At 30.3% G+C, this 22759-nt stretch carries 17 protein-coding genes; 8 read left to right on the plus strand and 9 right to left on the minus strand.

The window, feature by feature from the left end:
• Positions 1–136 precede the first annotated feature (136 nt).
• Positions 137–2164, plus strand: a complete 2028-nt coding sequence (locus T416_RS0103170; RefSeq protein ID WP_031489363.1) for an IdeS/Mac family cysteine endopeptidase — start codon at positions 137–139, stop codon at positions 2162–2164.
• Positions 2165–2465: 301 nt separating this feature from the next.
• Here the strand turns inward: T416_RS0103170 and T416_RS0103175 are convergent, their stop codons facing one another.
• Positions 2466–5048 (minus strand): DUF1410 domain-containing protein, encoded by a 2583-nt coding sequence (locus T416_RS0103175; RefSeq protein WP_031489364.1) that lies wholly within the window; start codon positions 5046–5048, stop codon positions 2466–2468.
• Between the two features lie 243 nt (positions 5049–5291).
• On the opposite strand from T416_RS0103175, the gene mnmA reads away from it, so the two are divergent.
• The 3 genes from mnmA to dcm all read left to right on the plus strand — a co-directional run bounded on the left by mnmA (position 5292) and on the right by dcm (position 8318).
• On the plus strand, positions 5292–6467 hold the full coding sequence (mnmA, locus tag T416_RS0103180) for a tRNA 2-thiouridine(34) synthase MnmA (protein ID WP_031489365.1): 1176 nt from the start codon (positions 5292–5294) through the stop codon (positions 6465–6467).
• Positions 6454–6687: a 4Fe-4S binding protein gene (locus T416_RS0103185; protein ID WP_051676015.1), complete on the plus strand. Its 234-nt coding sequence runs from the start codon at positions 6454–6456 to the stop codon at positions 6685–6687. The genes mnmA and T416_RS0103185 overlap by 14 nt, the downstream gene beginning before the upstream one ends.
• Positions 6688–7058: 371 nt before the next feature.
• On the plus strand, positions 7059–8318 hold the full coding sequence (gene dcm, locus T416_RS0103190) for a DNA (cytosine-5-)-methyltransferase (protein ID WP_031489367.1): 1260 nt from the start codon (positions 7059–7061) through the stop codon (positions 8316–8318).
• A 166-nt stretch (positions 8319–8484) separates the two neighbouring features.
• Here dcm and T416_RS0103195 read toward each other — a convergent pair whose 3' ends face one another.
• The 5 genes from T416_RS0103195 to T416_RS0103215 are packed head-to-tail and all read right to left on the minus strand — an operon-like array spanning position 8485 to position 10734.
• Positions 8485–8835 carry a 4'-phosphopantetheinyl transferase superfamily protein gene (locus tag T416_RS0103195; RefSeq protein ID WP_031489368.1) on the minus strand — a complete coding sequence of 117 codons (351 nt, stop codon included), beginning with the start codon at positions 8833–8835 and terminating at the stop codon, positions 8485–8487.
• The gene (locus tag T416_RS0103200) at positions 8835–9131 is read right to left on the minus strand and encodes a DivIVA domain-containing protein (protein ID WP_031489369.1); all 297 of its coding nucleotides are present in this window, start codon (positions 9129–9131) and stop codon (positions 8835–8837) included. Before T416_RS0103200 ends, T416_RS0103195 begins: the two co-directional genes overlap by 1 nt.
• Before the next feature lie 5 nt (positions 9132–9136).
• A complete protein-coding gene (locus T416_RS0103205; protein WP_031489370.1) occupies positions 9137–9406 on the minus strand; it encodes a hypothetical protein in 270 nt (89 codons plus the stop codon).
• A 3-nt stretch (positions 9407–9409) separates the two neighbouring features.
• A complete protein-coding gene (locus tag T416_RS0103210; protein ID WP_031489371.1) occupies positions 9410–9694 on the minus strand; it encodes a hypothetical protein in 285 nt (94 codons plus the stop codon).
• 50 nt (positions 9695–9744) lie between these two features.
• Positions 9745–10734 carry a DUF3378 domain-containing protein gene (locus T416_RS0103215; RefSeq protein WP_031489372.1) on the minus strand — a complete coding sequence of 330 codons (990 nt, stop codon included), beginning with the start codon at positions 10732–10734 and terminating at the stop codon, positions 9745–9747.
• 180 nt (positions 10735–10914) lie between these two features.
• Here T416_RS0103215 and T416_RS0103220 point away from each other — a divergent pair, with 180 nt between their 5' ends.
• Both T416_RS0103220 and T416_RS0103225 read left to right on the plus strand, forming a co-directional pair.
• Positions 10915–11523, plus strand: a complete 609-nt coding sequence (locus tag T416_RS0103220) for a hypothetical protein (protein ID WP_031489373.1) — start codon at positions 10915–10917, stop codon at positions 11521–11523.
• A complete protein-coding gene (locus T416_RS0103225; RefSeq protein ID WP_031489374.1) occupies positions 11524–12120 on the plus strand; it encodes an O-methyltransferase in 597 nt (198 codons plus the stop codon). It abuts the gene before it with no gap.
• Positions 12121–12129: 9 nt separating this feature from the next.
• Here T416_RS0103225 and T416_RS0103230 read toward each other — a convergent pair whose 3' ends face one another.
• Both T416_RS0103230 and T416_RS0103235 read right to left on the minus strand, forming a co-directional pair.
• Positions 12130–12903, minus strand: coding sequence for an SDR family NAD(P)-dependent oxidoreductase (locus T416_RS0103230; RefSeq protein ID WP_051676018.1), 774 nt, complete (start codon positions 12901–12903; stop codon positions 12130–12132).
• A gap of 18 nt (positions 12904–12921) precedes the next feature.
• Positions 12922–13689: a hypothetical protein gene (locus T416_RS0103235; RefSeq protein ID WP_031489376.1), complete on the minus strand. Its 768-nt coding sequence runs from the start codon at positions 13687–13689 to the stop codon at positions 12922–12924.
• A 262-nt stretch (positions 13690–13951) separates the two neighbouring features.
• On the opposite strand from T416_RS0103235, the gene T416_RS03615 reads away from it, so the two are divergent.
• Entirely contained in the window at positions 13952–14869 is a 918-nt protein-coding gene (locus T416_RS03615; RefSeq protein ID WP_038079792.1) for a restriction endonuclease, read from the plus strand.
• A 251-nt stretch (positions 14870–15120) separates the two neighbouring features.
• Positions 15121–15453, plus strand: a complete 333-nt coding sequence (locus T416_RS03995) for a hypothetical protein (protein ID WP_051676020.1) — start codon at positions 15121–15123, stop codon at positions 15451–15453.
• Positions 15454–15582: 129 nt separating this feature from the next.
• Here the strand turns inward: T416_RS03995 and T416_RS0103250 are convergent, their stop codons facing one another.
• Positions 15583–22722 (minus strand): hypothetical protein, encoded by a 7140-nt coding sequence (locus T416_RS0103250; protein WP_031489378.1) that lies wholly within the window; start codon positions 22720–22722, stop codon positions 15583–15585.
• Positions 22723–22759 lie beyond the last annotated feature (37 nt).

Consider the following 22759-nt stretch of genomic DNA (forward strand, 5'->3'; position numbering starts at 1 on the left):
ATTAGAACGAAAAAGTTAATAACTTTTTTACCTTTCTTTCTATTCTTGTCTATTATGCTATATTTTTTTGATTCACACCTAATAAATATTTATAATTTAGTTTACTAAATTAGTTTTGGTAATGAAAGGTTAAAAGATGAAAAAAAGTAAAAAGGTACTTATTTCAACTTCCATCATTGGTTCTCTTCTTACAACAACAATACTTGCAAGTTGTGTTAGTCAAAAAAAGAGTATTAATGATTCGCAAATCAAAGAACTCGAACACATGGGAATAAAGGAAGAAGAAAACGGTAAGAAAGTTCCTGAAAAAAACGATAAAAATGGTAATTTGAAAAACGACCAGCAAAACTCAAAGATAGATGGTAAACATGAGGATAACTCTTCAAAAGAAATGTCTAATCCACCGCACATTAATGAGAAGGATAGTGTTGAAGAATCAAAAAAAGATAATCATCATCGAGCACCTGAAGAATTACCAAAGAGAGACGGAAAGTTAAATAAACCTGATGTAAGTAAAGAAACACCAAATGACCATCAAAAGCAACCTATACCAAAACAACCTGAAGAGCATCAAAACCCATTAGTTCCTGAAAAAAATTCTCCCGATAAAGACGAACAAGAGAAAATAGAAAAGCAAAACGAAGCATTAAATAACCTTAAAAACCAAGTAAAAGAACTAGTTAAAAAGATTAAGGATAAAACTGAACAAGAATCTTTTAATTCGCTCCTTGACAAGGCTAAAACAACCGATGAGATAAACGAGATAAAGATAAGAGTCGACCAATCTCTTTTAAAACAAAAGAGTGATGAAGACAAATTTGAAAAGAAAAAGACAACTCTTATAAAAGAAATCGATGAAAATCTTAGTGATATGAATCCTGAGAAGAAAGAGTTATTAAAAAATGTCGAGAGTGCTTTAACTTTTGATAATTTAATTACTTATGAAAATAAGTTCAATCAAATTGTCGAAAAGACAAGAGAAGAAATTAAAAAACACATTGACACTTTGACAGATAGTAGTCGAAAAGCAACCTTAAGATCAAGGGTAGATAGTCTTAAGAATGAACATGAAATCCTAAAAATCTATAAAGAAGTCAGCATTTACAAAGAATATGAAGAATATGAGCCTAAGATTGATATAAGAAAAAATAACCGAAATAGCGATTTAGATGGTACAGAGTTTGGTGAGTTCTTAAAAAAAGAGGGGGTAACAGATACTTTATTTCTAGCTGATGTTCATCCTTCTTTTAGAGATTTTTATCATTATGTTAACAAGGATGAAGATGTTGATACATGATTTCTAGAACACAAAGAAAACAATAACGAAGGGTGGTTTGATATCAACAAAGAATTTGCTCGTGGTGACAACTTCCTTTGTGCAGCAGTTGTTGCTATCAATGCTATCCATTATTGAAGTTCAGTAAATAGTTTTTATATCGAAGAATACTTAAAAGACCCAAATAATGGTATTGTAAAATTTGGCGATTTTAGAGAAGTCAATAAATTCTTTGAAAATAATAATGATGGTGTTAAAACTTTTACAGAAAACAGTAAATTGTTTGAAATGATTAAAAATGTCTTCTCAGGTAAATTTGTTTATCCGCATAAACTTTTTGATACCTTAATAAATGGTTATGCCTATGATCCACTTGATTCTACACGAAACAATGAATTTAAATATGAACGACATAAATCATCTGTGCACGGATGATTTAAGAATATCTTTAAGCAACATTTATTAACTAATCGTTGAACTTTCAACGAAGGAAGTAAAAAACAAGTCCTTAGTAACCGATTAAAAAATGAAATCTTAAATAATCGTGCCCTTGGTATTTCACATACTTATGGTAGTGTGTCCTATAACCACATTATTAATGTTTGGGGGGCAGATTTTGACAAAGATGGAATAGTAAAAGCAATCTATGTCACAGACTCCGATGACCCTCGATTCTTCTTCGAAAAGAATGGAATTAAAAAACGTGTCGGTCTTAAACGTTATAAGGTTGAATTCAATGAAAAAGAAAATAAGATTTACCTTGGTACAAGAGAAAAAAACATCACTGAAGCCCTTGACATTTATACTTTCGATTTAGGTACAAACTACTTTAGTCAATGATATTTAAATAAACGTCTAGCTGAACTAAATGAAGAAAAAATTAAATAATCATTAACTAATAACGAATAAAAAATCCGTCTTAAAGTCTTTAAAATGGATTTTTTTGTTATTTAGGTGCTTCTCCCGGAACCATTCAAAAAAATGAAAAGGTTTTCCTGTTCTTATTCAATAGGTGGATACAAAAAATTAATCTTCGCTTAGTTTTGATAGTATACTCTTCCCAGTGTTACGATAGCATTAATAACATTGTTTAATTTCATTAGTTGCTATCTATGTTTAATCTTAGATAATCTAAAAAAAACATTCCCCAAAATGGAAAATGTTTTATTAGTTAAATAGAGCGATTAAATTAGCTCCGTTGATTTAGTTGTGGTTTCGTCATTAATTCAGGTGAAGTTTTAAAATTGTCAAAATTAATTTCTTTAGATTCAACAAGTATTTTTTCAATTATGTACTTCTTATTCGGTTCTAAATGTGATAGTACAACTTCAATTTCTTTACCACTAGTATCAACTGGTGATTCAATAAGATCTTCTTTATCTTTTAATTTAAAATAAATCTTTAGACCTGCCTTGATTTCGTGATCAAAAGTAATTCCAAGAACAATACCAATTGGTGAACTATCTTTTACTTCTAATTTTTCAACTCTTGATGCTTCAGTAACATCAGGTGTTTCAAACTCCTGATCTTTAATAGCAGAAATGTCAAGATTGTTGTTATTATTAGAAATAAATTCAATTTTATATTTTGTCTTTGGTTCCAACCGTTGGAAGGTAACATTTACCTCATTTGATGCTTTTGTTACCTGTACAATTTTCAATTCTTCATTATTTATTAACTTAAAAGTTAAATGGGTATTATCCGGTAATTCCTTATCAAAAGTTACTTTAAGGGTGAATGAATTGTAGGTAGAACTTGTAAGTTCGGCTTTTGTTACTTTTGCTTTTAGCTTCGTAATACCTTCATCGTCTGCTGTTTCAAAATTACTATTAGTTAGAGTACTTAAATTTAGTTGTTTGCCATCAAGCGAAACCTTAATAACTCGATACATTGTGTTTTTCATTAAACCAGAGAACATCACTGCAACTTCATTGGTTTCTTTGTCAATGGTAACTTCAACCAACTTATTATCCTTATCAAGTTCAACCTTGATTCTAGTACCTATTTTAAGTTTTTTATTAAAAGCAACTTTCAATGTAAACGATTCGGTTGTTCTCGATGATTCAGCAATTGTAATACCAGTAACCATCGGTTCAGCACCCGGATTTGGTGGATTTACCTTTTTGTCTTCTTTGGTAATTAATTCTTGATTTTTAATTGCATTAATATCTAATGTTTTATCACCAAGAGTGATATTTTTAACCTTGTAAGTAGTCTTAGCAGTTAGACCTTTGAAGTCGAAGGAAATTTCTTTACTATCTATGTCTAGTGTTTTTTCAACAGATTTATCTTCTTTATCTAACTCAATTTTAATCTTTGTTCCTTTTTTCACTTCCTTATCAAAAGTAAGTTTTAGAGTAAAGGAATTTGCAGTTTTTGAAGATTCGTCTAACTCAAGTTTTGTTATTTTAGGTTCTTCATCGACTTTAGGCGGATCAACTTTTTTCGATTCGTCGGTCATCAATTCAGTATCCTTAACTGCATCTAAATCAAGAATTGTATCTCCAATCTTGATTGATTCAATTTTATATTTCGTACCTTTAGTTAGATTAGTAAAATCAAGAGTTACTGTGTTTGTATTAGCAGTTAATGTTTCTGAAACTTCAGGATTAACACCAACCAACTTAACTATAACTTTTTTTCCTTTTTCAATCTCTTTATCAAAAGAAATTGTTAATTGTAAAGTCGTTGCAGTTTTAGATGAAACAACTACTTTAGTTGGTTTCGGATCTTTGATTGCTTGACTTGGATCAACTGTTTGAAATTCCTTATCCTTAACTCTAGCTAAGTCAACTTCTTTACCGTTAACGGTCAACGAAGATATTCGATAATTTGTATTTTCGCTTAATCCATTAATGTTGTAGGTAAATTCATTACCTTTTTTTGTGGTCTTAAAAGTGTAAGGTGTTTTAAATTCATTAATTTTAAAACTAATCGTAGCATCATTATCTATCTCATCTTTAAATATGAATTTAAGTTCAAGTGAGGTCTCGGTTCTTGAAAGAAGCATTATGTCTTGAATCTCGTTTTTAGCATCTTTTTTCTCTTTTGAATCTTCAACACTAATAACACTATTTTTGATAGCAGAAACATCAATGTCTCTCGTTTCAGCATCAATCACAGTCAACGATTCTACTTTGTATTCAACATTCTGTTGAAGACCTTCAAGTTTGAAAGTAACAATATTTGAACTGTTTGTAATTTTTTGTTCAATAACTTGATTTAAATTAGTTATTTTAACCTTAACTGTCGCATTTTTTTCAACTTGGTAATCTAGGGTAACCGAAATAGAAGCTCCGTTTTTTGTTTTATCATGAACGGTAATTATGTTTGCTTTTGTCGGATATTTTTTAACTTCTTCTTGCTTAAAACTTGATGCTAAAATTTCCTTCGTAAAGTTATTCGACTTCTTATCCCCTTTCATTAGTTGATAAGTAACCACAATTTTAGTATTGGTAGAATCCTTCGAAGCACTAATAAAAAGAACACTTACAGTGTCATCGTTAGTATTAAAAAGATATTTATCTGCATCAAATAATGCATCTTTAAAGAGTGTATTATTAGCATCCTTATATTGAACGGTAACCTTAGTATTTAACTGATTAAAATCAACTTCGGTCGTTCCTGGTGAAGGTTTAGGTTTTGGAGTCGGTTTTGGGTTTTGTGCTTTTGAACCATTATTACGACAAGCAACTGCGATGGAAGCTAATGTTCCAAGTACAAGCGATACTCCAAGAATACCAAATAAGGTTTTTTTAATTTTTAATTTCATAAGGATACTCCTTTCGGATATTATTATTAAAATAATAATTTAAGTATTGAATTTAATAATACCTTTTATTAAAAAGGAAAAAATGATAAAAAGTAAGAAAATTATTGTTTTTACTAATCTTTTTGCCTTCAGAAGTTAAGGATATTAAATGTTAATCTAAATAATATTTCAATTTACTTTTTTTATCTCAACTCTTTTAAGATTAAAAAGAGAATTAAGGATATTTACTTTAAAATTATTAATATGGATTTAGATAAAGTTAAAAACAAGAAAATTAAAGTCGCTGTTGGAGTTTCTGGGGGTGTTGATAGTTCAGTTGTCGCTCTTCTTTTAAAAGAACAAGGATATGATGTGATTGGAGTTCACATGTCAAATTGGGACCCAATCAGTAATATGGAAGTTTTAAGTGGCGATGAAAACTATGACGATGCAAATTGTTCTAAAGAAAAGGAATATCAAGATGCAAAGAAGGTGTGTGAAATCCTTAATATTCCAATTAAGAGAGTTTTTTTTGTTAGAGAATACTGAAACGAAGTGTTTTCTTATTTTATAAAGGAATATGAAAATAACCGAACACCAAATCCTGATGTTTTGTGTAACAAAAACATCAAATTTAAACATTTTCTTAACTACTGTTTAAATGAATTAAAGGTTGATTATATTGCGATGGGACATTATGCAAATGTTGTTCATTATGAGAATTATTCTCTACTTACAAAAGCTAAGGATACAAATAAAGACCAAACCTATTTTCTTTGTGAACTTAACCAAGATCAAATTAGAAAAACACTTTTTCCAATAGGTCATCTGTCAAAAAAAGAAGTCCGTGAATTAGCAAAATTACACCATCTAAATACGGCTGATAAAAAAGATTCAACCGGTATTTGCTTTATCGGTGAACGTAATTTTCGTCAATTCCTTTCGAACTATATTCCTAATCAAAAAGGAAAAATTATTGATTTTTTAACCGATGAAGTTATTGGTGAACACATTGGAACAATGTATTATACTATCGGTCAAAATAAGGATCTACATCTTTCTGGAATGAAAAGTAAGTATTTTGTTTGTTATAAAGATATTAGAAACAAGCAATTGTATGTCATTGAAGAAGATAAGAAAAATGAGTATCTAAGTTCAACAATAACAACTCTTGAGAGTTTTAATTTTATCTACCAACCATCTAATTTCAACCATCTCCAAGTTCGTTTTCGACATCGCGGTGAACTTATTAATGTTAAGAATTTAATATTAAAAGACAATGGAGAAATAGAAATCGAACACATTCGAACAGTTAGCATCGCACCTGGTCAGTTTGCTGTTCTTTATCAAAACGAAATCTGTCTTGGTGGTGGTATCATTAAAGAAACAAATTCATTAGTTAATAAGGTATTTAAGGAAAGAGAAAATGGCTTCAAGTAAACAAATTGCAATTGTTGATCGTAGTTTATGTATTTCATGTGGAGCATGTGAAAGTGTTTGCCCAGTCGATGCTATTCACATTGATGAAGACGGTAAGGCATGAGCTGATGAAAAATGCATTTCATGCGGAGCTTGTTGTCTCGTTTGTCCTGTTGGTTGTATAACAATGGGGAAAATGGAAGAATGATATGAAATGTATAAAAAGCACTTCAAAAAGTAAAAAAATTTCAATCAAACTTTTCTTGAAACAATACATAAAAACAAAAGTAAATACATTATTGTCATTTGAAAGCAGAAAATGTCAAAGTTGTTAAAAATGAAGATCCATCGAATTATAATCCTCGCTATTTAAACGATATTTTGAAATAAAGTAAAAAGTTAATTAATCATAATTTCGAAAGTGTTCTAAATTTTTCATTTAAGGCCTCATTCGTCTAAAAGTGCCTATATTATTAAGGGTGAAAAATTTGGTAACGGAACTGAAAAAGATATGGACATGCTACCTAATGGTGATATGATGACCACCAATGTTTTGGATTAAACAATAAATATATAGCTAAAATTATTGAAGATGTTTTGAAGTAGGAAAATATGAAATTAACTGTTATTGAACTTTTTGCAGGTGTAGGTGGTTTCAGGGTCGGTTTAAATAAAATTAATAATATCGATTCAAAAGGTCGAGCAATCGAAAAAGGTTCGTGGGAATTTCTTTATGCTAATCAATATGAACCATTAACTGTTGCTCAACATGCTTATGACTGTTACAAAAAAAGATTTGTAGATAGTTTTTGTTCAAACATTGACATTAAAGATGTTAATGCTGCTGATATTCCTAATCACTCGCTATTGGTTGCTGGATTTCCTTGTCAGGATTATTCAGTGGCAAAATCATTAACCAACGAAAAGGGTATAGAAGGAAAAAAAGGGGTTCTTTTTTGGGAAATAAAAAGAATTATTGAAGCCAAACAAACTCCTTTTTTATTATTAGAAAATGTTGATCGTCTTCTTAAATCTCCATCCGGTATGAAGGGTAGAGATTTTGCAATTATGCTCAAGACATTTCATAATCTAGGATACGGTGTTCAATGAAGGGTAATTAACGCTTCTTATTATGGAATGCCGCAAAAAAGAAAGCGTATTTTCATTTTTGCTTTCAAGGAAAATACATTATTTTTTAAAGATTCCGACCTTTCAAAGCAACCATTACCTTCTAATCTATTCAACACAGTTTTCCCTATAGAAATAAAAAGTGAAATTAAAGAATTAGATTTAAATCACTACAAAGATGCTATGGATATTACTAAAAATTACCATGATGGTAAGTTTCTAGATTCGGGCATTATGTTAAATGGTGTCGTTAAAATGTTCGATGTTAATCCTATTCGTGAAAACATATTCCCACTGAAAAAAATTATTAATAAAGCATTTAACAAAAAAAATAACTATGAAAAATATATCGTAGATTTAAATAATCTTGATAAATGAATATATCTAAAGGGGGCAAAAAAAATTGAACGTTTTTCAAAAAGCGGACACAAATATTTTTATAGCGAAGGAAGTATGAATTTTCCTGATGATTTAGATTCTCCAGCTAGAACACTTTTAACTAGTGAAGGATCTGTCAATCGTTCATCGCATATTATTTTTGATATGAATCTAAAGCAATATAGATTGCTAACTCCTAATGAATGTGAGTTAATCCAAATGTTTCCACTTGATTGAACCGACACAATGAATGATCGCAAAAGATACTTTATGATGGGAAACGCTCTTGTCACTGGAATAATTGAAAGGTTAGAACCTTATTTAAAGGAAATTATTAAAAATGAACCGGAAGTTCATCAATCTTAAAATCGAAAAAGACTTAAAATGCTTTTCTTAAAGTAATTACTTTGCTTTAAGACTAATTTATATTTACCGTTTTACTAATAAACATATAAATAACATTTTAAAAAGTAAAAAACACTAACGATTTTGAAAAAAACAAGCGGTTTTCTTCCAAAACAGATAGTGAACTTTACTCATTAACAAAACCGACTAAACTGGCAATTAAATAATCTTGTTCATAGGAAAGGGAAAGAATGAGATTATTTTTTTCAGTGTTGTTAATGTAAATTTTACGACCATTTTCAGTCTTCAAGATATAAATATCTTTATATGAATAAGAAGTCCCAAGTGCTTTAAAAATACATTCTTTGCAAGCAAGAATCGAAGCAAGATATTTCACTTTTTCAAGACCTTCTAAACTATCAAAGTGGATAATTTCCTTTAGATGCATAATTTTCGATGCATATTTTTTAAGCTCAGGTAAGCTTAAAGACAGAAACCGTGTGTATTTTACTAAATCAATACCGTGAATTAATTTCATTATTTATTTCGTTTTGGTAAATCATCAAATAAGTTAAAGGTATCTTTCTTGTCAACAACAGCTCGGATGTCGCTAATTCAAGCTTCAACTTTACTGACATATTCTTCTAGGTCAAGATACTTTTTTTTAAAGGACTGGAGTTCACTGACCATTTTCTTATTTAATTCATTTTCTTCTTTTAGAAGGTTATATTCATTAACGATTTCATCAATCAAGTTGTCAGTTGCTTCATAGTCGTATCCGACGACATTTTTAGGAAGTTTCTTATTTTTTAGAACATTAATATCTTTAATCATAAAATTTATAAATACCTTACAAAATGAGCGCTAGGATGGACGGACACAGACTCATAACCTTGATATTCAACATTATCTATTTTATCAACTTTCAAGGAAGAATTATTGATTGGTTTCTTCTTTGAACTAAGAACAATGTTCGCAACACCACCAGCAACACTAAAAGCGGTATTGACCGCTATTGATGTAATTAAAATAATATTTCATATCCCAAGAGCCGCGGCAGCGAACCCTCCGATTGTCGCTTCTTTTTCGTTAATTGTTAATTCTTTCATTGATTAGAAGAAAGGACTACCAAAACTCAATGTTGAACGCGATGGATGGGGCGCGACTCGTGCATAAATACGAGCAGCAGTGTTATCGATGAGACGATAGTGCGGAACTGCTGGTTCTTCGTTAAAAGCATATACCATTTGAGCGATAGTAGAGAAAAATCCTGAAATGGTTGATCCCAGAACAGAACCTACCATCGCTTTATTTCACATATAACTATTAAAAGAACCACTAGCCGCTGCAAAACCACCGACCAATTCTTGCTTTGTTGTTAAATTTAGTTCTTTCATTTTTCACCTCCTTGCTTATTTATTCGCAAAAAAGTGAAAAAATTAGAAAATTATTTATTCTTTTTCATCATTGCTAAATACTCTTCCTTAATTGTTTGATAATTTTTAAAATGTTGTTTCACTAAACTATCAATTGTTTCAAAATTACCATACTTGTGATAAAGTTGATCGACAGCAGGATAAATAACTTGATTATTCGCTCCATAAGGAAGAAAAAAACCGATTTCTTTAGCTAACTTTGACCTAATTTGATTCTGCATTGCTCTCGCAAAAATGCTAGCTAAAGCAACCACTTTGTACTGACTTTCAGCTCCCGGAACATTAATGTTAATTTTGATTGGTTGATACCCTAAAACATCGAAATATTCGCTCATTTTTTTATCAGAAACATACCGATCAAGGATAAGACAATAATTCTTATTACCATTGATTTTATTAATATTTGTTTTAAATGCAAGATAGTGCATTTTGGTCTTCAAAATATGACTATTTGGGATCTTTTTAATAAAAGCATTGTAACTCGGTGCATCAGACACCCCGATGTTATAGGGAATGGTATTCTGATATTTAAGAAAGGTTTTATTAATTTCATCATCCGTCAAGGTTTTTGAATCTCTTATTAAGGGGTCATCCTTAATCAATTGGTATTTTTGGTAATCAACCATAACAGAGCAGACAACTATCCCAAGAAAGACATCACCAACTCCAGTCTCGTCATTTCCAATTACAAAATCATATTGATCAAACAACATTTCTTCATTAATTTTTTTATTGATCGTAGTCTCTTTTTTAGCAATGATATGTTGTTTTAAATAAAGGTATAAATCCTGGTTTGCTTTTTTAATGATGAACAGAAAAGAAGAAGCATCTTTCAGGCTAAAAACAACCTTTCTTGATTGATAAACACTTATTGAACCAATATCTTTAATCTTAAAAAAATAGAGTAAATAAATATTGTTATTTGGTGCTTTGTAACTACTTAAAATTCGCATTAAAGTATTGATTTGATCTTGTTCTAGAGTTAAAGTTACTGGTTGCATTTTTCTTCCTTCTTTATTTTTATATTTTAAAACATCTCGTCATACAAACACTCAAAATTACCCTTTTAGTCTTAAATAAAACTTAAATAAATCCTCTCTTTTATTTCATTAAGTAACTTTAATAATTAAAGTTTTTTACTCTATAATTAAATAAACTTTTACCAAAGGAGATTCTACCTAATGTACGACTATAACAAAAGTGCTTTAAACTATATTCAACTCGATAAGAAAAATAAAAGCATTGTTTTAAATTTTGAGGATAGTTTTAGTTTACTTTCGTTCATTAAGGATATGTGTGAAAACGAATCTCTCACCACAGAAACACGTCATCAAATTAAGAATTATTACTTATACCTAACTGAAGAACTTGGTTCTGATGACTCAATTGATCTTTCGAACGTGGAAGAAATGTGCAATGAAATTCTTGAAACATCACTGAAGGAAGAAGGTCTTACTCTCCTTCATTCGTTTGATGATTTATACCATGTTGGAACATACGATCAAGATCAAAAGGTTATTGATGTCAGAAATTATCTTTATTTAAGAAATAACTTAATTAGCAATTATGAGTTCATACCAGCGACAGCAACTTACGAATTTAGCGACCGTGCTGATATGTTTACCTTAATTTTTTCAATGATTGAAGCAAGAAAAGCTTATGCAACTCTTCTTAACTTAATCAAAAGTAACAAGAAAGTAGTTCGTACAAAACCAGCAGTAAGACTAAAAAAAGAAGCTACCAAAAAACTTAATGGTCATCAACCCAAAGGTGTTTATAAGAAATCGTAAATGAAGCAACAAGAATTTCTTTTAAGATTATTTGAAGATAATCATAAATTATGTATTGAAAAAAATATTCCGATCCTTCGATGACAGACTTTTCAATATATTGTGGAAAAAATTAATAATAATCAATATCAATCATACCTTGAAATCGGAACGGCTTTTGGATATAGTTCAATCGGGATTTATACTTTTTGTTCTTCTATTAATAAAATTAATACTATTGAGAAAAATAATGTCCATTATTTAACCGCAAAGTCTTATATTGACCAGATTAATGATCCATCGTTCGTCATTGTTAATGAAGATGCATTTGAGTACACTCCATCATCAACCTTCGATGTCATCCTGATTGATGGTCCAAAGCAAAAACAGCAACAATTAATTACTAAATATCTCCCATATTTAAATCAAAATGGAATCATGTTTATTGATAATCTATACTTAAAAAAGTTTCGAAATCAAGAACATAAAACCCCTTATATGGAAAAAGTGTTAAACGACCTAAATCAATTATTAATTTGATTGAAGAATAACGACCAATTTGACTTCACTTTGATTGATATCGATGATGGTCTTGGACTCATTACCCTTCGTCATTAATTTTCAACCTTATTGCTTCTTCTTTTGTTTCATATAAATAAATTTATTGAAAAACGAAGGAGCTTGGATATAAAGCTTATATAGACATCCAAGCGAACTAGGTAAATCAATTTCTTCTCTTGGTTTTTCTATTAATTTAATAATTTTATTCGCAACATAAGAAACAGATAAAAATTGCTTAGTATATTTTCTTATAAAAGAACCATCAGCTTTAGCATTCTTAAAGAAATCATTTTCAATCGCATTCGGATTAACAACAGAAACCTTTATCCCTTTTTCCTTAGCCTCTAATCTAAGAGCATTCGCAAAACCACGAAGAGCATGTTTTGTTGATGAATAAAGTGAAGTGTTAGCAAAAGCAAATTTTGATAACATCGAACAAACATAAATAATATGTCCGTGTCCCCGAGAATACATTTGATTTACGATTCCGTTGGTAATTTGAATCGGAGCAAGCACGTTGATCCGGAACAATCGCTCAAGATCTTCATCCTTAATGTTTCCAACGTAATCGAAACTACCTATTCCAGCATTATTAATGTAAACATCAATCTGATATTGTTGTAGGTCAATAATCAGTTTTTCGACGTCATCTTTTTTACTTAAATCCGCAATATGAATGGTTACTTTAACATTAGTACCGGATATTTTCTGTTTAAGTTTTTCTACCTTATCTTGATTACGTGCTACAAGGATAAGATGTAATAATGAATCACCAGCTAAAGTTTGAACAAGTCTCTCTCCAACTCCACCAGTAGCTCCTACAATTAAAATCGTTTTCATTGTCAAATCCTAAATAAACTAAATATTGCAAATTCCGATAGTGTTTCGTAAGAAGTGGAAAGCATTTTCATCTTCTTTTATTTTTTCAAGAAAAGTTTTACCATCACTTGTTTTAAAAAAATCTTCAAGGTAAGTTCTTATCTCTCTCTTTGACATAAGACTAATAATACTATTCTTTAAATAGAGAAATGGTACTTCATTTTTTTGATCTAAATGTAGATTAAAATAACTACTAAATAATCTCAAATTACTTTCTGAATTAAAGAAAATAGGATATTTCTCTTGATGCTTCTTATGTTCTAATGGAATATTGACAAGGGTAGAAAGATTACAATAAAAATTTTCTCAATGAAAATCTTTTAACTTATCAATCATATATAAGTCATCAAGGTATTCAAGATCTAAATATTGATCAACAATCCCTTCCGGATGCTGATTAAAGGAAGCGAAAATAACTTCTCTTAGTTGACTATTCTGCTTTAATACATTAAGGACTTCAATTGGATCTGCTGGTACATATTTCAAAAGTTCTTCATCATAATATCCAAGTTGGAACCGATGTGAAAATGCCTCATTAATAGCAATCATTTTTTTGACATTCCAACTATTGACATTTTCACTGTCATCATCCATCTTTAACTTATCATTCAGGATTTTTTTTATTTCATTTAATGAAAAAATATGGTTATCTTCAAAGTAGTTGTGAAGATTTTTTTCGGTGTCGTATTGCTTTATTATTTCACTTAATTTTAAATCCCAATTAATATCAACTTTTACGATACTCATTTCTATACCCCACTAACTTTATCTCTACTCTTATTTTAAAATACAACTAGGCTAGAATTAATTATATTTATTTGAATAGGATACAAGAAATTACATTTTTTTGAAAGCATCTTTTTTTCTACTTTTAACTAAAAAAAGAAAAGCAAATAACTAAAAAAGTGAATTTAAACTTTTTTTACAAACGGATGATGGGGTAAAACCGAACATTATTTTAGCTATAATTTATAAATTAGAAAGGTGCTGGTTAGGATGGATTTAAAATATGTCAACGGAAAATCTATGTTGGTTAATTCAAAAAAACACCCTTGATCAGTATTATACAAAAAACGATGTTGCGAAAGCACTTTACAATAAAGCACGTTCAATAATTAATGTCTACGAGGATATATCTGAATATACTTGGATAGAACCGAGTGTAGGAGAAGGTTGCTTTTTTGACCTTCTCCCAGAAAATAAGAAAATCGGTATCGACATCGATCCCAAACGTGATGGTGTATTAGCAATTAATTATCTAAAATACCAGTTACCTAGTTCAAAAACAATCGTTATTGGAAATCCCCCTTTTGGTCACCGTGGTGTACTCGCACTTGAATTCATTAACCATTCAAGAAATGCTGATTTTGTTTGTTTCATCCTTCCTATGTTTTTTGAAAGCAAAGGTAAGGGAAGCATTAGATATCGAGTTAAAGGATTTAACTTAATTCATAATGAAGTACTACCTAAAAATTCTTTTTATTTACCCAATGGAAAAGATGTTGATGTTAAATGTGTTTTTCAAATTTGTTCTAAGAAATACAGTAATGAACTGCAAAACAATTTTAATTGGTATACGAACAGAAAAGCTAATCCATTCCAAAAGTATCTAGATGTTTTTACTGTATCAACAGCTAAAAACAGAGAATGTGGTAAAAAATGAATTTTTGAAGAAAAAGCTGATTTTTATTTATCTTCCACTTTCTATGACAAGAACAAAGTGGTTTATGACTTTAAAGATGTTAAGTATGGTAGTGGTATTGCTATCAAAATTAACACAAAAGATGAAAATGAAATTAAAAAAATTCAAGAACTTTTAATAAACCAGGATTGAGTTAATTACAGTTCACTAGCCACTAACTCATGTCGTCATATCGGGAAGAGTCACATTTATGATTTGCTTTTCCACAACGGTTTTAAAGGCTAATAATCACTGGATTTCAAAGCGCTTTTATTAAATATTATTGAAGAAAAATATCAAGAAGAAAAGCTTGACCAAAAAGACACTAACAATATTTTTTGAAAAATAGTAGAATTTGAAGCTAATCAATTGGTTCAATCGTTGAACGATTTATCAAATGTATCTTAAGTAAGTTAGGTGTTATTTTTCAACATGAGAATGAAAACGATGTTATACACAATGAGTATGATATAGCAATTAAGTCACCAAAGAAAATTTTGTTTGAAATCAAAACAGCGCGTCTTGGTAAAAAACACAATAATTTTCAATTTAATGGAATTAATCCAAACTATAATTATGACTACCTGATTTGTGTCGGGATAACTAAAACCGATGTATATTACAGAATTGTTTCTAAAAAGATAGATTTTCAATACATCCACGAAAAGAAAAAGCGTGGATATTGAGTTAATATAATGAATAGTTTAAAGAAAATAGTTGAGATGAATCCTGATAATAAAGTGAATCACAAACTAACGTTACCATTAAAGTTGATGAATAATTTCGTTGATTTTGAAACAGAAATAAAGAAAATATTGGACATTAAATAAAGATAATAATTAGGATTTTCTTATTTGTTATGCCTTGCTCGAATGTTATATTCATCATCGCTTATTTACTCTAGGAATATAAAATAAAAAAGCTCACACATCGTAAGCTTTCTTATGAGATAGGTTTAGTTACTTATTTGATGGATTAACTTCTTCCATTTTTTCTTTGTCCTTAATATAAACTCCAAAGACACTGACACGGTTCTTGTTCGCATCCCCTTTAAAATCATCTTCAGTTACATTATCCGAACTGAAAACATCATTTTTTATACTCTTGCTCAATTTATTGCTAGCAAAAACTTTTTGTAAATCAATTTTTTGAATGTCGTTTTTATCTTGTTCGTTTAAAGTATATTCCTTCGCACCTTGGACGACAAAAGCAATAATGTTATTAATTGCTCTAATTTGGATTCAGAAAATTACAATCTTACTATTATCATCACTAACAGCTGCGGTAAGAATACTTTCGATTCTTGAAAGTGGATTTTTATCTCATCGATTGTTATTACCTGAATTATTTGATGGTACTTGAGTCTTAAATGATCACTTATATTTCATTTGACCATTTCCTAATTTTGGAGAACCGATTAGGAAAGCACCGATTCGATTAGTAAGACTAATTTGATCCTCATCTGTAAATTTAAAATCAACATCACTATATGGAATACGGAATCGACGTTCAGGATTCGGGGCATAGTCATATAGTCCTTTATTATTAACCCCAATTGTTCCCTTCTTAATGTCTCGTTTAACGAATCTAGTAATTCCTCCAGGTATATTCGTGTTATACCCGCTAATCACCTGTTCTTCTTTGTTTGGTTTAATCAATGTCACCTTATATTCTGTACTATACTTAAGGTCTTCAGTTAAGTCAACTTCAAAGAACTTCTTATTCGCTTCGGTAATATTAATAGTTTTTGTAACGGGAGAATATGTAGTCTTTTCTAAAGTCGGAAAGAATATTGGATACTCAATTTTAATAGTGTACTCACCAAGTTCTGCATTAAATAGTTTCAGTTTTCTACTTTCCTGACCTTCAATACTATTTGCATCGAGTTCAACAACACTTGAAAGATTTTGATGATTAATGTACGGATCTGTTGGGTTTGCTATGAATTCCTTGCTTCTTGAAATAAACGAAATTCCACCAATTGCCGTTCCTGGACTATCTGGATTCATATATTTAAATGTAGTGTGTTTCTTCGCTAGTCTGGTAAATTCATCTCAAGAAAGGTTGCTTAAATCAAGACTACCGTCGAGATCAAGGTAATAAACCGTGTCATCAAGCATCCCTAATGATGCACCCCAACCATATTGTGAATCATTAAGGGTAAGACGCATTCCTTTCAGAGTATTACCATCACGTCAAATAAGACGTTTTGCAAGATCAAATTCTTTAAAGTATTTGTCACTATAAGCATCAATTTCATCTTCAAACATAATGACATCATGACTATTTAGAGCAATTCAGTTTTTATTAACCACATCTTGCCCAGTAAAGCGAATTCGACCCGAAGCACTTAGGGTATCAAAGAACTTTCTTCTAATTGAACCATCAAACTTAAATCCTGTTTCAGCAATATTTTTTCCACTAATCGGAAGGGTAGGAAAGAATGATGGACTAATGGTAAAGTTACCATTAAATGGAAGTAGTTTATTATCTTTTGCTACATATTGGTTATAAAGGACATCATAGTTAAATTCATTCGAATCGTTAAAATCACCATAAGCATCTTCTTGTTTTGGATTGTTAAGATGAATAAAGGCTACATTAGTGTGTTTCTTATGGTCGGTATTATTTGAAACAGTCTTATCGTTAAGGGCAGGTGCACCTTCATTTACAGAGTATCTTAAAATATGTGGAACACTAAAATCTCTTGCCCCACGCTTAAGAGTAGTTGCTTTAAACTTAAACCCTGAAACATTAATAAAGTCGGTGACAGTTTCCCTTGTATATTGATTAATAAGACCAAGGGAAGATTTATAAACTAGGTCAGTATCTAAATCTTCTCATTTAAAACTACTTATGTCAGCTCGACGGTCAATGACTGCTGATTTTCTTTTCACTTCTAAAATCCGAACTTGAATAGTGTTACCAACGAGTTTAAATTCAAATTTAATACCTTTTTCAACACCTTGATTATTTGGATGATTTGGGTCATCATCAAGGTTTTCTTTATCAGCAAAAAGATAGTAGTAAACAAGTTTATTTTCTTCTTTCTTGCTGTATTTATGTTGACTACCTTGGACAATTAATTTATGTCATCCATAAGCTACATTACCAACAGCAACAGATGAACCATAAATCCCAATTTCTTCTAACGACTTTTCAACTTGTTCTGCTCAGTTTTTTTGGTTAGCATAAATTTCTTGTAGTGTAGTAACTGGGTATCAAGTGTTAATTTCATAGTTACCAAGTGCTTTAACATTTGTTGTAACAGTTTTATCCCCACCACCAGTAAACTTAGCTGATACAAAGAATTCACCATGAGCAAGAGTTTTTTCAACCTTGTTTTCGCTATCAAGCAGTTCAAACATATACTCATAGTTCGTAATATCATCAAGTTCATCAAAGTCTCACAAGAATTCACCATTATCGCTTGTAAGAGTTGTCACGATACTTGAAACTTGCTTACGATTGTTCTTCTTTTCGTCAGAACTAAATAAAGTAATTTTAATATTTCGACCTATATAATCATCAAAATTAGTAAGGCGAATCCGACGATATGCTTCATCAATACTAAATTCACGAGCTTGAACTTCAGTTGTTGTATGACTAGTACTAAAGCTACCATTGATTAAATGTCGATCACCTATATTAGAAATCAGTTGATACTCATAAATCGTATTTTCGTTTAAACGATCAAGAGTGAAAACAATTTTACCATCAATAATTTGATAGTCAAAAGCTACATCATAGATGTTCGTTTGATCTTGCTTCTTGTAATTAAGATAAACCTGATCTTTATCCGTTATACCACTAATATTTGAGAAAGTAATTGTCGCTTTGTTTTTATCAGCTTGAATGTATTGCTTAACATTAAAGGTTGTAAACTGTCCCTTAAGAAGGGGAGCATCTGTGTTAAGCTCAACAACCGGTGCTGAATTATCAGTACCATTTTTTTGAATAATTTTGGCCTTGACAGTCCCTTTAACAAGACGGTAATAGTAAGTTGTATTAGGAGTAAGATGATCAAATCGTAGATTAATTAGTTGTGTTTCGTTTTCGGATAATGCAACACTATATTCCTTATAGTCGCTAAAGTCAGCTTTAGTTGAATACTGCATTCTAAGAATATCAAGGACAGTTTTATCTGTCTCTGTGTCTTTTCCACGTTTCGCAATACTATATGAACCTTCTCGTAATTGATATGATGGGTTAATTAGTTTAACAATAGCAAAATCATTACCAATAATAGTTTCTTCACTTTGTGATTTATTCGTTTTAAAGAAGTCTTCGTATCCCAGAATTACTTTATCGTTTTCGTCTACTAATTTAAACTTATATGTAGTATTTGGTTCAAGGCCATTTTTTAAAGTAAACAATAGGGTTCCTTGAAAGTTAGAAAGATTAATATTTTGATCAATAACGACCGGTTCTGATTCTTGATTATAAGAATTATCCTTACTATATTTAATCTTATAAGTACCTTGTTTAAGAACACCTTGACTACCAGCGAGTTCAGCTAAGTTAAAACGCATAATGGTATCCCCGCGAGTCTTTGTTCTTAGCTTAGGAATACTACTTGTTTGGACATTAACTCTTGAAATGATTTTCGTACCATTATTATCGACAATCACGAAATCATACTTTGTTCCTGGTGTTAGGTTATCGAAGGTAACATCAGCTGTATTGTCATCTTTAACCTTAACGTCACCAAGCACTTTTCATTGTTTTGGGTCACCTTTTGAAAGGAAGTTATCAGATTCGATATAGTATGCTTTTAATTTCGATTCTTCCCCATCTTTTGCTTTATAAGCTTCAAGGTTTTGCAATTTAAATCCAACACTACTTGTGTAAGAATCATTAGTTGTAGACTTATCTTTCAAGACATTAACAGTATCAGCATCAATAAGTCTTGGTGGTGTTTGATTAGGAACTAGTAAATCATTAGCAAGGTTTGTCGCTATGACATATTCTTTATTATTCTTAACAACTGTTAAAATAATTTGATATTTTTGTTTATCTTCAAATCATTTCTTATAGTTTTCAGTGCTTGCACCAGTGAATGGTCGAACTCTTACTATATGACCTTGATTACCAAGCAATCCTTTACTTTTAGTTCATTTTAATGTTTTAAAACTTTGTGCATCACCAGTATTAAAACTATGTTCTGCAAAGGTATCAAAGTTTTGATATGAGTTCGTATCAGTAATTTTTTGTGCTCGAAAAATTATATTAGCATCGTTTCCAAGAATATCTCTTATTTCTTGTAAGTTCTCTACCTTAAATCCGAAATGATCGGTATTTGAATCGATCACCTCAAGTCGTTGCACACGCGGTGGGGTAATATTTGGGGTGTGATAAGGACGTTCAGCAATCTTCTTTAAAGATTTGTCGGCCCCGACTTCATAAACTCTAATTTTGTAATCAGTGTTTGGTTTTAATCCATTCACTCATTTACCACCATTCGATGGTTTTCCTGTGTTATCAAAAGTATCTGTTTGAACTGTGTGAACTTGATCGCTATTGTAGTCTTCATTTGTTACCTTATCCAATTCTTCATTAGTTCCTATTCTAATTTGAACTTTTTTACTAGCAAAAGAAGTAAAACCTTCAAGAATGGGAAAAATATTTACAGTACCTGAAATCACATCTTTTTGCTCGTGAACAATTCAAATAATGTTCTTTTGAGCATGTGTCATAATCGATGATTCAATAACGAGATTTTCGTTATTTCCTGCATCACCAAAGAAAGATTTACGAGATTCACCAATTATGGTGCTCATAAATTCAATATCATCGGAATCGATTTCAATCTTTAATTGAAAGTGTGTTTCTGGTCTTAGATTTTCTAATTTTCCATCAAATTGACCGTTCTTAACTTCATTTGAAACACTCTTTACTTCACCTTGACCATCACTATACTTAACAGTAATTTTTTTACCATTTAGTGAACTTAAATGCTTAACAATTAATGTTCCTTCATCATTCTTAAATTCAACCTCTGGAAGGTTGTAGTTAATCTTAAATTTGCTAACAAAAACAGCATCATTGTAATTTTCGTCAAGTCCATTAACATAAGAAACTTCAAAAATATAATTAGCATTTTCAAGATTCTCAATTTGCTTTGTGAAGAGTTTTTTATTTATTATATCCTCTTTTGTAACATTGATTGTTTCAGTTAAGTAATCCTTTTCACTGTTTTCAGGATAATACTTAATCTTAATTTGGCGAGGTTGGTACTGGAAATTACCATTACCTTCAAGGTAACCAAAAGTGTTTTTAACCACAACTTGAACACCATCAAGTAAACGATTTTCAACAGCAACTAGATTGCTTAAATTGGTTTCGAATTGATTTTTATCAGTTTCTGGTTTGAGGTTGCTTGAAGCCTTACCAGTCTTGAAAGTTCCCCCGTCAATTTTTTCTCCATTTATACTTTCAAGAACTCAATTATAAATTGTGTTTTGTTCAAGGTTCTCAATAATACTTTGAGCATATGATAAACTACCAATCACCTTATTATTAAGATTTGCAGTAATCAAATTAAGATTACCTAATTTAGCATATTTTAAAACAACATTTTGATATTTATGATTAGGAGTTTCTTCCTTTTCATCTTCATCCTTAAAAGTAAGAATAGCTTTGGTTGATGTTGTTGTTGACTTCAAAATATCAAATGATAAGGTTTGTTTTATTCTAAATTCAACTTGACTTAGAATGGTACTTTCAGTTTCGTTCTTATTTTGCTTTTTATAAAGCAATTGAGCTTCATAATCTTTGTTAAGAGAAAGATATTGATTAAGATTTAAGGAACCGTTTTCAAATCCTTCAATCTCCTTTAATTTCTTCTCAGTTCAAGCACCACCTGATGCTTTATCCCGATATCTTAAATATAGGTTATCCTTGTTGACATTTTTTCCAATTTGACTAAGTTTAATACTTGATCCATTATTTGTGTCAACTGTAATTCTGGGAGCAGCTAGTGTTTTAAAAGTTCCAACATCACTATTTGAGCCATCAAAACGAAGATAATTAGTCTCATTAGCATACTTCACTTTAAATTCATAAGCATTGTCAAACCCTAAATCACTATTAAAAGTAATTTCGACTTTTCCATTAGTTATTAAATTTGTAGAAGTTATTTTTTGATAATTCAACGAGGTACCAAGATGTTTATATTCAAGTTCAATATGCTTTCCGTTTTCCTTCAAACCATAAAGAATGATTTTATTAACTCCTTCATCTGAAAGATAAGAATAAACAACATTTTTTACATCAGGAGTTTCAAAATTAATGGTAGAGGCTACTTCAGTTTTTTGATTGTCTTCAGTAAGAAAAATATCAGCACTATACTTTGTTCCTGGTTCAAGAGTAAAGTTTAAATCTTGTAAAGTTATTCTAATATTACCCTTATTAAGCGGTAATTCACTTGCTTTTAACGAAATAGGAGCACTTTTCGAATCTGATAAATTCTTTATTAAAATTTCAACATTATTTAAATCATCATTAAATTGACTTAGTGAAGTTAAGCCAATACTTGCATTTGTAGCACTCAAAACACTTGCGAAGTCTTTTGGTTTTTTCTCAGTAACAAAATCTTGTTTCATCACTGAATTACCATTAAAAATAATGTCGATGGTGTAGTTTTTATTTTCATCTAAATTAGTAAAGATAATTTGTTGATTATTTTTCTTAATCGTAAAGGTCTTTGTTTCTTTAATTTTATTCGTCGCTGCATCAAGTAGGTTAACAGTCACATCTTGATCTTTTAGTTTATCTGCATTTAAATTAGCAATATCAAAAGTTAATTTATTGTATCTAGCACTATGAAGAATAACACTTGGTTTAAATGTAATTCCGTTAGGAACATCTTTTTGATGTGGTTCTTTTTTACCTTTATTAGGATCTTCAACCTGTGGTTTTTGATCTTCGTTAGGCTTCTTAGCATCACCTTGGTTCTTAATCCCTCCTTTTTGGTCTCGTTTTTGTCCTTGAGCAAGAGGAACTACAATTCCTGTTACAATAGCTGAAGCGACAAGAATTGATACGACACTGATGGCCGCAATTTTCCCTTTTTTCTTTTTTTGATCATTATTGGTCATAAAAACTCCTAAAATTCAGAAATCAAAGTTAAAAAAG

Source organism: Ureaplasma canigenitalium ATCC 51252 (assembly GCF_000712165.1).
Classification (GTDB): domain Bacteria; phylum Bacillota_I; class Bacilli_A; order Mycoplasmatales; family Mycoplasmoidaceae; genus Ureaplasma; species Ureaplasma canigenitalium.